Raw genomic sequence first — 12,327 nt, forward strand, 5'->3', positions numbered from 1 at the left:
GCGCATGAGTGATAAAGCTGTACTGAGTTGCCGCAACCTGGGCAAATCCTACGAGGAAGGCCCGGAATCCGTGGTCGTGCTGTCGGGCCTGCAACTGGAGTTGCACCCTGGCGAACGCGTGGCGATTGTCGGCAGTTCCGGCTCCGGCAAAAGTACCTTGCTCAACCTGTTGGGCGGCCTGGACACGCCGACCGAGGGCAGCGTATGGCTCGCTGGCGAAGAGCTGTCCGCGTTGAATGAAAAGGCCCGTGGCCTGCTGCGCAACCGGGCACTGGGTTTCGTGTATCAGTTTCACCATTTGCTGCCAGAGTTCACCGCGCTGGAGAACGTCTGCATGCCGCTCCTGATCGGCAAGACCCCGATCCCGGAAGCCCGTCAGCGCGCCACCGCGTTGCTGGAGCGGGTAGGGCTCAAGCACCGCCTGGCGCACAAACCGTCCGAGCTGTCCGGTGGCGAACGCCAGCGGGTGGCCATTGCCCGGGCGCTGGTGAATCAGCCGGGTCTGGTGATGCTCGACGAACCGACCGGCAACCTCGATTCCCACACGGCCCAAGGCATTCAGGACCTGATGCTGGAGCTCAGCACCTCGTCGCGCACCGCGTTTCTGGTGGTGACCCACGACCTGTCGCTGGCTCGCCAGATGGACCGCGTGTGGCGTCTGGAAGAAGGCCGTCTCGTCGAGGCGTGATGCATTGAACCCGACGCCCGCTTCATGGCGTCGGGGTGTTCCTATTTAGCTACGGTGCTCCACGAATGTTCAGACCGTTATCCATCTTCATCGGCACGCGATACACGCGGGCCAAGCGGCGCAACCACTTCATCTCGTTCATTTCGATGACCTCGATGATCGGGCTGGCGTTGGGCGTGCTGGCGATGATCGTCGTGCTGTCCGTGATGAACGGCTTTCAGAAGGAAATGAGCTCGCGGATTCTTGGCATGGTGCCCCACGCGGTCATCGACGGGGTCAAGCCGCTGGACGACTGGAAACCCGCTGCCGACGCCGCGTTGAAAAACCCCCAAGTCACGGCGGCCGTGCCGTTCACGCAAATGGACGGCATGCTGTCGTACAAGGGTTCGATGCAGCCGATCGAGATCAACGGCGTGGACCCGGCGCTGGAATCCCAGGTCTCCATCGTCACCCAGCACATCGTTCAGGGCCGCCTGCAGGACTTGAAGGCTGGCGAGTTTGGCGTGGTCATCGGTGAAATCACGGCGCGGCGCTTCCGCCTGAACGTGGGCGACAAAATCACCCTGATCGTCCCGGAAATCAGCAGCGATCCGGGCGGTATCACCCCGCGCCTGCAACGCCTGACCGTGGTCGGCGTGTTCAAGGTCGGCGCCGAGCTTGACGGCTCCATGGCGCTGGTCAACGTGGCCGATGCCGCGGCGATCCAGCGCTGGCAGCCGAACCAGGTGCAGGGCGTTCGTCTGGCGCTGACCGACCTGTACGCGGCGCCGCAGGTCTCGACCGCCATCGCGGGCAGTCTCGGCGCGGACTACAAGGCCGATGACTGGACCCACACACAGGGCAGTCTGTTCAGCGCGATGAAAATGGAAAAGACCATGATCGGTCTGTTGTTGCTGATGATCGTCGCTGTCGCGGCCTTCAACATCATCGCCACGCTGATCATGGTGGTGAACGACAAGGGCGCCGACATCGCAATCCTGCGCACTATTGGCGCGACGCCTCGTCAGATCATGACCATCTTCATGGTGCAAGGCTCGGTGATCGGCGTGATCGGCACGATCATCGGCGGCGTATTGGGCGTGATCGCCGCGATCAACGTCAGTCAGTTGGTGGGCTGGGTCGAGCGCGTGACCGGCCAGCACATTTTCACCTCGGACGTGTACTTCATCAGCAACCTGCCATCGCAACTGGAAGGCAGTGACGTGGTGATGATCTGTGCGGCGGGGTTGATCCTGAGCTTTCTGGCGACGATCTACCCAGCGTATCGCGCCTCGCAGATTCAGCCGGCCCATGCGTTGCGGTATGAATGATCCGTTGAGTCACATTCTGTAGGAGCGCGCTTGCCCGCGATGGCGGTCTGTCTGCACCGATTCTGTGTCTGACAGATGGTAATCGCGGGCAAGCGCGCTCCTACAGGTGGCGTGTCGATTTCAAACAGGCAATTCAATCAAAAACCGCGTCACACCCTCCTGCGATTCACAGCGGATCGTCCCGCCATGGGCCTTGATGATCGACTGGGTGATCGCCAGCCCCAGGCCCGCATGTTCACTGCTGCCCTCATGACGTGCCGGATCAGCGCGATAAAACCGGTCAAAGAGCCGTGGCAGCACCTCGGCCGGAATGGTCGGGCCCGTGTTTTCAATGCCAATTCGCACGCGCTGGACGGACGATTCCAGTTTCACCGACACCCGACCCTGAACAGGGGTGAAGCGCAGTGCATTGTCCAGCAGGTTGGACAGGGCGCGGCGCAGCATGTGGCGATCGCCTTCCACGACGGCCTCGCCCTCACGGCTCAGCGCCACGTGCGCGTCCTCGGCGACGGGCAGGAAAAACTCCAGCAAGGCATCGACGTCTTCACCCAGCGCCAGACGCTCGCGGTTCGGGTTCAATAACCCATGCTCGGCCTTGGCGAGAAACAGCATGTCGTTGACCATCTGCGCCATCCCTTGCAGCTCCTCCAGATTGCCCAGCAACGCTTCGCGGTACTCCGCCACATCGCGGGGGCGGGTGAGGGTGACCTGCGTGTGGGTCAGCAGATTCGACAGAGGCGTACGCAGTTCATGGGCGATGTCGGCGGAAAATGCAGACAGGCGCTGAAACGCATCATCGAGACGACCCAGCATGGCGTTGAAAGCCTGACTCAGTTCGGCCAGCTCGCTGGGCATCTCGGCGTGCGGCAGGCGTGTCGTCAGCGAACTGGCGGACACGCTGGCCGCGACCTCACTCATTCGACGCAAGGGCCGCAAACCGCTGCGTGCCGCCCAGGCGCCCAGCACGGCAGTGGCCAGTGCTGACAGGCCGACGGTCAGCCAGATCAGGTGTTGCATGCGTTCCAGAAAGTGCTGGTGATGGGTGATGTCCAGCAGCAGGGTCAGTTGCGGCGTGCCTGGCTGATCAGGTTGCAGGGGCACGGTGTAAGCGCGGTAAGCCGTGCCGTTGTCGGTCAGGGTGTGCAGACCTTCATGGGCTGCAGGTGTCGGGATTGAAGGGGAAAGGCTGTCGAACCACAGCGCGCCATCAGGGCTGCGAAGCTGCAAGGCCAGGTCCGGCGAGTGGGCCAGCTCCCTCATCAACGTCGGACGGCGCTGGTTCAGTTGCTCCGCGCTGGTTACATCCTTCAAGGCATCGCGCACGGTTGGCAGTTTGCTGTCCAGCAGTTGCTGATCCAGCTCCATGAAATGGCTTTCACTGGCCTGATTGAACAGCACGCCCGCCGTCAACGACACCACCGCCGTGCAGGCGGCGAACAGCAGGGCCAGTCGGCTGCCCAGGGAAATCCGCCCGAACATCACAGGCTGCGCTCTTCGAGGACGTAACCCATGCCGCGCACGGTGTGGATGAGCTTGTTCGGGTAATCGTCATCGACTTTGAGGCGCAGGCGGCGGATGGCGACTTCGATCACGTTGGTGTCGCTGTCGAAGTTCATGTCCCAGACCTGGGAGGCGATCAGCGATTTGGGCAGCACCTCGCCCTGGCGTCGCAGCATCAGCTCCAGCAGGGCGAACTCCTTGGCAGTCAGGTCGATGCGCTGGCCATTGCGCTCGACGCGACGGCGTAACAGGTCCAGTCGCAGGTCGGCCAGCTGCAGGTGGGTTTCCGGGCTGGCGCTGCCGCCCCGACGCAACAGGCTGCGCACCCGGGCCAGCAGTTCGGAGAAGGCGAAAGGCTTGACCAGATAATCATCCGCGCCCAATTCCAGGCCGCGCACCCGGTCCTCGACGGCGTCGCGGGCGGTCAGGAACAGTACCGGCGTGTCGAGGCCCGCGCTGCGCACGGCCTGCAGGATTTGCCAGCCATCCCGCCCCGGCAGCATGACGTCCAGAATCAGCAGCGCGTAGTCCCCGGTCAGCGCCAGATGCTGGCCGCTGGTGCCGTCGGCGACCAGTTCCGTGGTGAACCCGGCTTCGGACAGGCCTTGGCGCAGGTAGTGGCCGGTTTTCGCTTGATCTTCGATGATCAGTAATTTCATGGGTGATCGGTCGCTTCCAGTGACGCTCATTCGTTGCGCTTTATAACGTGAGCGGGGCGAGCAGGGGCCAAGCTTACAAAGTTGTAATCTTGCGGTCAGCTGATTGCCAGTGGCGGGAGCCTACCTTAAGGTCATCGATTGTCGTTTGCTGGAGATTCCCATGTTCGCTCGTTTTGTCGCTGCCGCCGTATTGCTGGGTGTGAGTCTTTCGTCTCAGGCTTCCCCCGGCGAGCACTTTGATTTTGGTCACCCGGCCAAGGCCGATCAGGCGACCCGCACGGTCGAGCTGACGCTGGGCGACATGTATTTCGAACCCAAGGCCCTCGACGTCAAAGAGGGCGAGACCGTGCACTTCGTGCTGGTGAACAAGGGCCAACTGCTGCACGAGTTCAATCTGGGAGACGCCGCCATGCACGCGGCCCATCAGCAGGAAATGCTCAAGATGGTCGCCAGCGGCATGTTGACGTCGACCGGCATGAAGCATGACATGGCCGGGATGGATCACAGTGCGATGAAGCACGACGATGCCAACAGCGTGCTGGTGGAGCCGGGCAAGACGGCCGAGTTGACGTGGACGTTCGCCAAGGCCACCAACCTGGAATTCGCCTGCAATCTGCCGGGTCACTACCAGGCGGGCATGGTCGGCAAGGTATCGATCGCCGAGTAATCGCTGAAAAAGCGGGACAAAACCTATAAACTCGGCGGTCAGGATTTCACTTCCGCCTTCTTTTTATACGTTTTCAGGTCCCGCCATGCATCCCGCAGCCGAACACTCGCCCTTGGGCAAGTCCAGTGAATACATTGCCACCTACACGCCGTCCCTGCTGTTTCCCATTCCGCGCACCGCCAAGTGGGCCGAGCTGGGGCTGACCGCCGAGACGCTGCCATATCAGGGTGTCGATTTCTGGAATTGCTACGAACTGTCGTGGCTGCTGCCGTCGGGCAAGCCGGTGGTGGCGATTGGCGAGTTCAGCATTCCTGCCGATTCGCCGAACATCATCGAATCCAAATCCTTCAAGCTTTACCTCAACTCGCTGAACCAGACGCCGTTCGCGTCGCAGGCCGAGCTGGTCAGTGTGTTAGAGAGAGATTTGTCGGCCGCCGCTGGCAAGCCCGTGGGTGTGCGCATTCGTTCCCTGAAGGACATCGAAGCCGATGGCATCGTGGCGGTGCCGGGCGTCTGCGTCGACGGTCTGGACGTGAGCATCAACAGCTACGACCGCCCGCAGCCTGAGCTGCTGCGTTGCGACGAGTCGCGGGTGATCGAAGAGGCGCTGCACAGCCACCTGCTGAAATCCAACTGCCCAGTTACCAGCCAGCCGGACTGGGGCAGCGTTGCCGTGGCCTATCGCGGTGCAGCGCTGGATCACGCCAGCTTCCTGGCCTACATCGTCAGCTTTCGCCAGCATTCGGACTTCCATGAGCAGTGCGTCGAACGCATCTTCATGGACCTGAAACGACTGCTGAGACCGGAAAAGCTAACGGTCTCCGCGCGTTATGTGCGCCGTGGCGGGCTGGACATCAACCCGTACCGCAGCACTGAGACGCTGACGCTGGACAACGGGCGGTTGGCGCGGCAATAGCCCGATGTCGGGGCGCTGAACAATGTCCGTGTGGGAGCGAATTCATTCGCGAAAAGGGGTACAGGCGATGGAGATGTATGGGCCGTAGCGCCCCTTCGCCAATGAATTCACTTACAGGTGTTCGTGCATCAGTCGATTCGACTTAAATCCCGATGTTCCCCAACGTCAGCACAATGTTGCGCAACGTGCCGGCGATGGTGGGGTGTTCGACTTCGAAGCGTTCGACTGCCAGGTTCACACCATCGGCCAGATTGTTGTCGGGGGTGGCGTTTTCGACGGCGATCTCGGCCTGGATCTGCGCCATCAGCGTATGCAGGTCTTCGCGTTCTTCTTGGGTCAGCGGCGGGTTCTGCTCCAGTTGCTCGCGCAGTGCATTGAGTTGTACTTCCAGTTCGCGGGCGGGCATAGGGTGCTCCCTTTATGAGTAGTCTCTGCATGGACCTCAGCGCGTCGGCAAAGGTCCTTTGTCGGTAAGACTAATCCACACCGGGCCTTTCTGCATGACCCTGATCAATCAGGGCTTTTCGGCCTTCATGCGGCGCAGGGAAATGTCCGCCAGGCAGGATTCCAGATCGGCCAGATGATCGATCACCGAGTGCGCGCCCGTCGCGTACAGCTCCAGGGTGGCGCGGCCTCGTAGGCGCTCACGCTCCAGGTCGCTCAGGGCGTCCCAATGAGCCGGTGACAGCCCGCACAACGGTCCACAGGACGCGAGGCCCACGGTCCACAGCCCCGCATTGAGCCCAGCAGTCAGCAGACGAGGATCGCCGCTGACCAGCACGCAGCCGTCGAGTTGGGCGACATTCAGGCTCATCAAGGCCTGCCAGCAGGCATCCGGCGCAGGCCAGTGGTTGTTCGGGCTTGGGGTGGGGTGCACCAGACCGGCGAGCGGAGACGCCAGCTGCTCGGTGATCGCGGCGGGGTATTCATCGATCCACGCGCAGGGGATGCCTTGCTGCTTGAGGCTTCTCAAGGCCACCATCGCGCCGGGCGTTGGGTGGGAGAAGGGGGTGGCGTCGTGTGAGTCAAACGATTGGCCATCGCGGCTGCGCAAGGTCCGCACCTGCGCGCCGAAATCGACCAGGCAGCCGCTTAGTCCAAAAAGCACGGCGGTGAACGAAGGGGCGGGCACGGCGACCGGGGCAAGCATGAAATTCCCTCTCAAATGCCCAAGACGCTAAGGGAGTTTCATGACAGTGCGATGACCGAAGGGTGACATTGTGAGCGGATGTTTAAAGATCAGCACATTCCGTCAGTGTTCGGCGACGTAAATAGTGACAGAACGCTTTATACTCTCGCCTTTGGTTGGGGGGCGTAGCGCCCGCTTCATCACTTTTGACTGGGAGTCTTTGCTATGCCCGTGACCGGTGCAGGCTTTATCAATCGTCTGGCTCGAACGTGTTTCTGGGCCGGTCTGGCCCTGGTGCCGATGGCCGCTCAGGCCGCTGAAGATGATCCGTGGGAAGGCGTCAACCGTGCGATCTTCCGTTTCAACGACACTGTCGACACTTACGCGCTGAAGCCCATCGCCCAAGGCTATGACTTCATTACGCCGCAGTTTCTCGAAGACGGCATCCATAACATGTTCAAGAACGTCGGTGAGGTGACCAACTTCGCCAACGATGTCCTGCAAGCCAAGCCTCAGGCTGCTGGCGTGGACACTGCCCGCTTGATCATCAACACCACGTTCGGTCTGCTGGGCTTCTTCGACGTCGGCACCAAGATGGGCCTGCAACGCAACGACGAAGACTTCGGCCAGACCCTGGGCCACTGGGGCGTGGGCAGCGGGCCTTTCGTAATGCTGCCGTTCTTCGGTCCGAGCACCGTGCGTGATGCCTTCGCTAAATACCCTGACACCTACACCCAGCCGTACCGCTACATCGACCACGTGCCGACCCGCAACACGGCGTTTGGCGTGAGCGTGGTGGACACCCGTGCCAGCCTGTTGTCGGCTGAAAAACTGGTCAACGGCGACAAATACATCTTCATCCGTAACGCCTACTTGCAAAACCGCGAGTTCAAGGTCAAGGATGGCAAGGTCGTCGACGATTTTTAATCGCGACTGACTGTTGCGCAGATGCAAAAAAGGCGACTTCCGAGTCGCCTTTTTTTTCGTATTTTTTCGTAATTCTTTTTGCCGAATCTGTGAAGCGGTTCCGTTTTGATATCACTTCATGGTCAAAATGGTCAGCCCCAGTTTCTGCTCGTCACCTTCGACGTCGGCGATCCAGACCACCTCGGTGTCGGCTTCCAGGCCTTTGAGCGCGGCGTGTTCGGACTCGATTCGGACGCTGATCCGGTCACCGACCTTGAACGACCGAGGCGCCTGTATCTGCATGCCGGAGCTGGATAAATCCACGCACACGGCGGGGATGATCTGGCCTGCGTAGATCAGGCTGATGTCCGCGTCGACACGCATGCGGATGTAGTCTCGTTTCTCTGCATAGTCGCGATCGATCTGACCCATGGTGCATCCTTCATTTTTGTTGCTGATTTAGGGGTTCTTATAACTCCGGGCGATTTGAGATGTAAAGACGCCGACCGACCACTGGAGCGAGCTTGAAACGCCCGGCGGATGGGAGTACCGTCTGCGCCTTGAAGGGCACCTCTGACGACTGAAGCGTTTGACCAAAAGTCCGCTGCCACCGTACAGAGAGGCTAGAAGCGAATCCAGTAAGCGGCCTGACAGAATCCGACCGCTTACGCCAACCTGATCTGGCGCCGTTTGCCCACATGCAAAAAACCAGTGCCACGCTGCTGATTATCGATGACGACGAAGTGGTGCGCGCGAGCCTCGCGGCCTACTTGGAAGACAGTGGGTTCAGCGTCTTGCAGGCCAGCAATGGCAAGCAAGGTCTGGAATCCTTCGAGAAAAACACGCCTGATCTCGTGATCTGCGATCTGCGCATGCCTCAAGTTGGAGGCCTGGAGCTGATTCGTCAGGTCACCAGCCTGTCGCCGGACACTCCGGTGATCGTGGTCTCCGGCGCGGGTGTCATGAGCGATGCTGTCGAAGCATTGCGTCTTGGCGCGGCCGACTACCTGATCAAACCGCTGGAAGACCTTGCAGTGCTTGAGCACTCCGTCAAGCGGGCACTGGATCGCGCGCGCCTCCTTCAGGAAAACCAGCTCTACCGTCAGAAGCTTGAGACCGCCAACCGCGAACTCGAAGCCAGCCTGCATCTGCTGCAGGAAGACCAGGATGCCGGTCGCCAGGTTCAGATGAACATGCTGCCGACCAACCCGTGGGCGATTGACTCGTTCGAATTCGAACATGAGATCATCCCGTCGCTGTACCTGTCCGGTGACTTCGTCGATTATTTCCGCGTCGATGAGCGCCGCGTCGCATTCTATCTCGCCGACGTGTCGGGCCATGGTGCGTCATCGGCTTTCATCACCGTGTTGCTGAAATTCATGACCACGCGCCTGTTGTTCGAGTCCAAGCGCGGCGGCACGCTGCCCGAGTTCAAGCCTTCCGAGGTGCTGGGCCACATCAACCGGGGTCTGATCAGCTGCAAGCTGGGCAAGCACGTGACGATGGTGGGCGGTGTGATCGACGAGCAAAGCGGTAAATTGACTTACAGCGTTGGCGGACATTTGCCGTTGCCGGTGCTGTATACGCCGACAGAAACCCGCTACCTTGAAGGGCGCGGCCTGCCGGTGGGGTTGTTCAACGAAGCAACGTATTCGGACCATGTGCTGGACCTGCCGGAGTCCTTTAGTCTGACCCTGCTGTCTGATGGCATTCTGGACCTGTTGCCAGGTGATACACTCAAAGAGAAAGAGGCCAACTTGCCTGAATTGGTGAAGTCGGCGGGCGGCAGCCTGGATGGTCTGCGTCGTAAGTTTGGATTGGCCACGCTCGGGGAGATGCCGGATGATATCGCCTTGTTAGTGTTGAGCAGGAACCTTTAATGAGTACCGGTAGAATCCAGTTTGCCGAGCAAGATGGCACCTTCGTCCTGAAGTTCGTGGGAGAAGTGCGCCTGACCCTCTGTTCGGCGTTGGATGCGACGATTGAGCGGATCTTCACCTCGAGGAATTTTTCGACCGTGGTGATCGATCTGACCGAAACGCGCAGCATTGACAGCACGACCCTCGGCCTGTTGGCCAAGTTGTCGATCCTGTCCCGTCAGAAAGCGGGTCTGTTGCCCACCGTCGTGACCACTCACGAGGACATTACGCGCCTGTTGCAGTCGATGGGCTTCGATCAGGTGTTCAACATCGTCGGTCGTCCAATTCCCCGTCCCGAAGCGCTGAGCGACTTGCCGTCGCAGGATCAGTGCGAAGATGTGGTGAAAGCCAAGGTGCTGGAAGCGCACAAGATTCTGATGGGCTTGAATGACTCCAATCGCGAAGCCTTTCGTGATCTGGTGAATGCGCTCGAACACCAATAAGCGGTTTCGAATGTTCGCTGAGGCCTAAGCGGCCTCACCTCTGTCACCGTGCTGCTACAGGGTTGCACCCACATCGACCCAAGCATCCGATCTCCCTGTAGGAGCGAATTCATTCGCGAAGGGCCGGTGCAGCCAACACATCCCCATCGCCTGACCCATTTTTCGCGAATGAATTCGCTCCTACAGGGGGGCTGCGGTGAGCCGTCCGGTTTGCTGCTAAAAAAACCATTCCAAACCCCAGGCACAAAAAAAGGCGGCACCCAATGGGCGCCGCCTTTTTTACGAGTGGCCGGTGCTTTACGCCTTGGCGCGCAGCAGTGCCTCAAGCTTTTCCTGGTCACGGGCGAACTGACGAATACCCTCGGCCAGTTTCTCGGTGGCCATGGCGTCTTCGTTGGACGCCCAGCGGAATTGGCTTTCGTTCAGGGTCTGACGCGGTTCGCCGCCATTGCCTGGCTTGAGCTTCTGCGTCAGCGTGCCGTTGTCTTCCGAGAGCTTTTGCAGCAGGTCCGGGCTGATGGTCAGGCGGTCGCAGCCGGCCAGTTCTTCGATCTGGCTCAGGTTGCGGAAGCTGGCGCCCATGACCACGGTCTTGTAGTCATTGGCCTTGTAGTAGTTGTAAATGCGGGTCACGGACTTCACGCCCGGGTCTTCCGCACCGACGTAGTCCTTGCCTTCTGCCTTCTTGTACCAATCGTAGATGCGGCCCACGAACGGTGAAATCAGGAACACACCGGCGTCAGCGCAGGCTTGAGCCTGGGCGAAGGAGAACAGCAGGGTCAGGTTGCACTGAATGCCTTTCTTTTCCAGCTGCTCAGCAGCCTTGATACCTTCCCAGGTTGAGGCCAGCTTGATCAGAATGCGGTCGCGACCAATGCCAAATTCTTCATACAAGCCCACCAGACGTTCAGCACGTGCGATACAGGCTTGAGTGTCGAACGAGATTCGGGCGTCGACTTCGGTCGACACGCGGCCCGGCACGACTTTAAGAATTTCACGGCCAATGGCGACGGCAAAACGGTCGCTGGCCAGATTGATGTCATCGTTGCTGCCGCTGAACGCTTCTTTCAGGCGGTCGGCGTTACTGTCGCTCGAGCCAGCTTTCAGCAGCAGGGAAGGGTTGGTGGTGGCGTCCACCGGTTTGAGCTTTTCAATCGCAGCGAAATCGCCGGTATCGGCAACGACGGTGGTGATTTTTTTGAGTTGTTCCAGCTTGGAAGTCATGAGCGTGCTCTGTCCTGTGGGTTTGATGACATTACCCGAGCGCCGCCGGTCACTCAAGGGCGTAAACCGCAACAAACACGCTGACTTAGAGGCCTGCGTTTGCGCAAACAGCAGGTCTGTACACCAGCCACGAACCGGGTTCTCGCAGACGTTTTTTGGTCTGTAGGGTTCATGTTCGTCGGTTCACGAGGAGGGCGGAGACTCGATCCAGACAGGTTGGAGCACGAAGGGCGGCAGTCGTTCCTTGCGCGGGCCTCGATGGAATGGGCATCAGGCGTTATTCGTCCTGATGCCATAGCGAAAGGCTTACACGCTATCCAGCGAAAACGCCCTTCCAAAGCCACACGCCGAGGATTACATTGGATCCATCAACTCGAGCAAAGGAACCGCTTCGGAGATCAAGGATGATCAGCCATTGCGCGGAGCGCTACCGACAGGATGTTGGAATGGCCATGACCTGAAAACAACCCGCTTCGGCGGGTTTTTTTTGCCTTCGAAAAAGCTCAGGGGCTCGGTGGCGTCGACTCGGGTGGCCATCCGGGATCTGATCACTGTGGTTCAGCGTCCCAACAAGGTGTCGAGGTGGCCGCCCCGGTCCAGTGACGCCATGTCATGAAAATCACCAATGTGATGCATCCCGATGAAAATCTGCGGCACGGTGCGCTGCCCGACCTTCGCCATCAGATCGCGCATCTGCTCAGGATCGTCTTCTACGTTAATTTCAAACGTTCGAATGCCCTTTGAGTTCAGGAGCTGCGTGGACTTATGACATGAAGGGCAGACCGTGCCGGTGTAGATGATGACGTCGTTCATGGTGGCTTCACTCCAGAAGTGGCTAGAACAATCGGGTTGATCTGACGCCGCAGTGACGATGTGCAGGCAGGTTCATGATGCAGCAGGAAACGTCATGAATGGCTGCTTTTAAACCGAAAAATGATGCTGATCGTCTAATTCTCCCTGGCCGAG

Annotated in this window: 14 protein-coding genes; 7 read left to right on the forward strand and 7 right to left on the reverse strand. The window is 59.8% G+C overall.

Annotation, left to right across the window (positions count from 1 at the left end; genetic code table 11):
- Positions 1-4 precede the first annotated feature (4 nt).
- Both lolD and AAEO81_RS12415 read left to right on the forward strand, forming a co-directional pair.
- Positions 5-688 (forward strand): lipoprotein-releasing ABC transporter ATP-binding protein LolD, encoded by a 684-nt coding sequence (gene lolD / locus AAEO81_RS12410; RefSeq protein ID WP_166595144.1) that lies wholly within the window; start codon positions 5-7, stop codon positions 686-688.
- 65 nt (positions 689-753) lie between these two features.
- Complete coding sequence (locus tag AAEO81_RS12415) at positions 754-1,998, forward strand: lipoprotein-releasing ABC transporter permease subunit (RefSeq protein WP_341963903.1); 1,245 nt, start codon at positions 754-756, stop codon at positions 1,996-1,998.
- A gap of 120 nt (positions 1,999-2,118) precedes the next feature.
- Here AAEO81_RS12415 and AAEO81_RS12420 read toward each other — a convergent pair whose 3' ends face one another.
- Both AAEO81_RS12420 and AAEO81_RS12425 read right to left on the reverse strand, forming a co-directional pair.
- On the reverse strand, positions 2,119-3,477 hold the full coding sequence (locus AAEO81_RS12420) for a heavy metal sensor histidine kinase (protein WP_341963904.1): 1,359 nt from the start codon (positions 3,475-3,477) through the stop codon (positions 2,119-2,121).
- Positions 3,477-4,157: a heavy metal response regulator transcription factor gene (locus AAEO81_RS12425; protein WP_341963905.1), complete on the reverse strand. Its 681-nt coding sequence runs from the start codon at positions 4,155-4,157 to the stop codon at positions 3,477-3,479. Before AAEO81_RS12425 ends, AAEO81_RS12420 begins: the two co-directional genes overlap by 1 nt.
- A gap of 160 nt (positions 4,158-4,317) precedes the next feature.
- On the opposite strand from AAEO81_RS12425, the gene AAEO81_RS12430 reads away from it, so the two are divergent.
- Both AAEO81_RS12430 and queF read left to right on the forward strand, forming a co-directional pair.
- On the forward strand, positions 4,318-4,824 hold the full coding sequence (locus AAEO81_RS12430; RefSeq protein WP_341963906.1) for a cupredoxin family protein: 507 nt from the start codon (positions 4,318-4,320) through the stop codon (positions 4,822-4,824).
- A gap of 85 nt (positions 4,825-4,909) precedes the next feature.
- On the forward strand, positions 4,910-5,740 hold the full coding sequence (gene queF / locus AAEO81_RS12435; RefSeq protein ID WP_341963907.1) for an NADPH-dependent 7-cyano-7-deazaguanine reductase QueF: 831 nt from the start codon (positions 4,910-4,912) through the stop codon (positions 5,738-5,740).
- Between the two features lie 142 nt (positions 5,741-5,882).
- On the opposite strand, the gene AAEO81_RS12440 is transcribed toward queF, so the two are convergent.
- Together AAEO81_RS12440 and AAEO81_RS12445 are read right to left on the reverse strand one after the other, a co-directional pair.
- The gene (locus tag AAEO81_RS12440; RefSeq protein ID WP_341963908.1) at positions 5,883-6,146 is read right to left on the reverse strand and encodes a DUF4404 family protein; all 264 of its coding nucleotides are present in this window, start codon (positions 6,144-6,146) and stop codon (positions 5,883-5,885) included.
- Positions 6,147-6,254: 108 nt separating this feature from the next.
- Positions 6,255-6,890: an HAD family phosphatase gene (locus AAEO81_RS12445; protein WP_341963909.1), complete on the reverse strand. Its 636-nt coding sequence runs from the start codon at positions 6,888-6,890 to the stop codon at positions 6,255-6,257.
- 204 nt (positions 6,891-7,094) lie between these two features.
- On the opposite strand from AAEO81_RS12445, the gene AAEO81_RS12450 reads away from it, so the two are divergent.
- Entirely contained in the window at positions 7,095-7,796 is a 702-nt protein-coding gene (locus AAEO81_RS12450) for a VacJ family lipoprotein (protein ID WP_341963910.1), read from the forward strand.
- Positions 7,797-7,907: 111 nt separating this feature from the next.
- Here the strand turns inward: AAEO81_RS12450 and AAEO81_RS12455 are convergent, their stop codons facing one another.
- The gene (locus AAEO81_RS12455; RefSeq protein ID WP_166595153.1) at positions 7,908-8,207 is read right to left on the reverse strand and encodes a PilZ domain-containing protein; all 300 of its coding nucleotides are present in this window, start codon (positions 8,205-8,207) and stop codon (positions 7,908-7,910) included.
- A 266-nt stretch (positions 8,208-8,473) separates the two neighbouring features.
- Between AAEO81_RS12455 and rssB the strand changes: the two genes are divergently transcribed.
- Complete coding sequence (gene rssB / locus AAEO81_RS12460) at positions 8,474-9,655, forward strand: two-component system response regulator RssB (protein ID WP_166595154.1); 1,182 nt, start codon at positions 8,474-8,476, stop codon at positions 9,653-9,655.
- On the forward strand, positions 9,655-10,137 hold the full coding sequence (gene rssC / locus AAEO81_RS12465; protein ID WP_341963911.1) for an anti-sigma factor antagonist RssC: 483 nt from the start codon (positions 9,655-9,657) through the stop codon (positions 10,135-10,137). Before rssB ends, rssC begins: the two co-directional genes overlap by 1 nt.
- Positions 10,138-10,434: 297 nt before the next feature.
- On the opposite strand, the gene tal is transcribed toward rssC, so the two are convergent.
- Positions 10,435-11,361: a transaldolase gene (tal, locus tag AAEO81_RS12470; RefSeq protein WP_166595155.1), complete on the reverse strand. Its 927-nt coding sequence runs from the start codon at positions 11,359-11,361 to the stop codon at positions 10,435-10,437.
- A 558-nt stretch (positions 11,362-11,919) separates the two neighbouring features.
- A complete protein-coding gene (locus AAEO81_RS12475; protein ID WP_341963912.1) occupies positions 11,920-12,174 on the reverse strand; it encodes a glutaredoxin domain-containing protein in 255 nt (84 codons plus the stop codon).
- Positions 12,175-12,327 lie beyond the last annotated feature (153 nt).

It is taken from the genome of Pseudomonas sp. RC10, assembly GCF_038397775.1.
Taxonomy (GTDB): Bacteria; Pseudomonadota; Gammaproteobacteria; order Pseudomonadales; family Pseudomonadaceae; genus Aquipseudomonas; species Aquipseudomonas bambusae.

Excerpts from the sequence above, each read along its gene's own strand:
- lolD (WP_166595144.1), top strand. The coding sequence starts at position 5 with ATGAGTGATAAAGCTGTACTGAGTTGCCGCAACCTGGGCAAATCCTAC.
- AAEO81_RS12415 (WP_341963903.1), top strand. The coding sequence starts at position 754 with ATGTTCAGACCGTTATCCATCTTCATCGGCACGCGATACACGCGGGCC.
- AAEO81_RS12420 (WP_341963904.1), bottom strand. The coding sequence starts at position 3,477 with ATGTTCGGGCGGATTTCCCTGGGCAGCCGACTGGCCCTGCTGTTCGCC.
- AAEO81_RS12425 (WP_341963905.1), bottom strand. The coding sequence starts at position 4,157 with ATGAAATTACTGATCATCGAAGATCAAGCGAAAACCGGCCACTACCTG.
- AAEO81_RS12430 (WP_341963906.1), top strand. The coding sequence starts at position 4,318 with ATGTTCGCTCGTTTTGTCGCTGCCGCCGTATTGCTGGGTGTGAGTCTT.
- queF (WP_341963907.1), top strand. The coding sequence starts at position 4,910 with ATGCATCCCGCAGCCGAACACTCGCCCTTGGGCAAGTCCAGTGAATAC.
- AAEO81_RS12440 (WP_341963908.1), bottom strand. The coding sequence starts at position 6,146 with ATGCCCGCCCGCGAACTGGAAGTACAACTCAATGCACTGCGCGAGCAA.
- AAEO81_RS12445 (WP_341963909.1), bottom strand. The coding sequence starts at position 6,890 with ATGCTTGCCCCGGTCGCCGTGCCCGCCCCTTCGTTCACCGCCGTGCTT.
- AAEO81_RS12450 (WP_341963910.1), top strand. The coding sequence starts at position 7,095 with ATGCCCGTGACCGGTGCAGGCTTTATCAATCGTCTGGCTCGAACGTGT.
- AAEO81_RS12455 (WP_166595153.1), bottom strand. The coding sequence starts at position 8,207 with ATGGGTCAGATCGATCGCGACTATGCAGAGAAACGAGACTACATCCGC.
- rssB (WP_166595154.1), top strand. The coding sequence starts at position 8,474 with ATGCAAAAAACCAGTGCCACGCTGCTGATTATCGATGACGACGAAGTG.
- rssC (WP_341963911.1), top strand. The coding sequence starts at position 9,655 with ATGAGTACCGGTAGAATCCAGTTTGCCGAGCAAGATGGCACCTTCGTC.
- tal (WP_166595155.1), bottom strand. The coding sequence starts at position 11,361 with ATGACTTCCAAGCTGGAACAACTCAAAAAAATCACCACCGTCGTTGCC.
- AAEO81_RS12475 (WP_341963912.1), bottom strand. The coding sequence starts at position 12,174 with ATGAACGACGTCATCATCTACACCGGCACGGTCTGCCCTTCATGTCAT.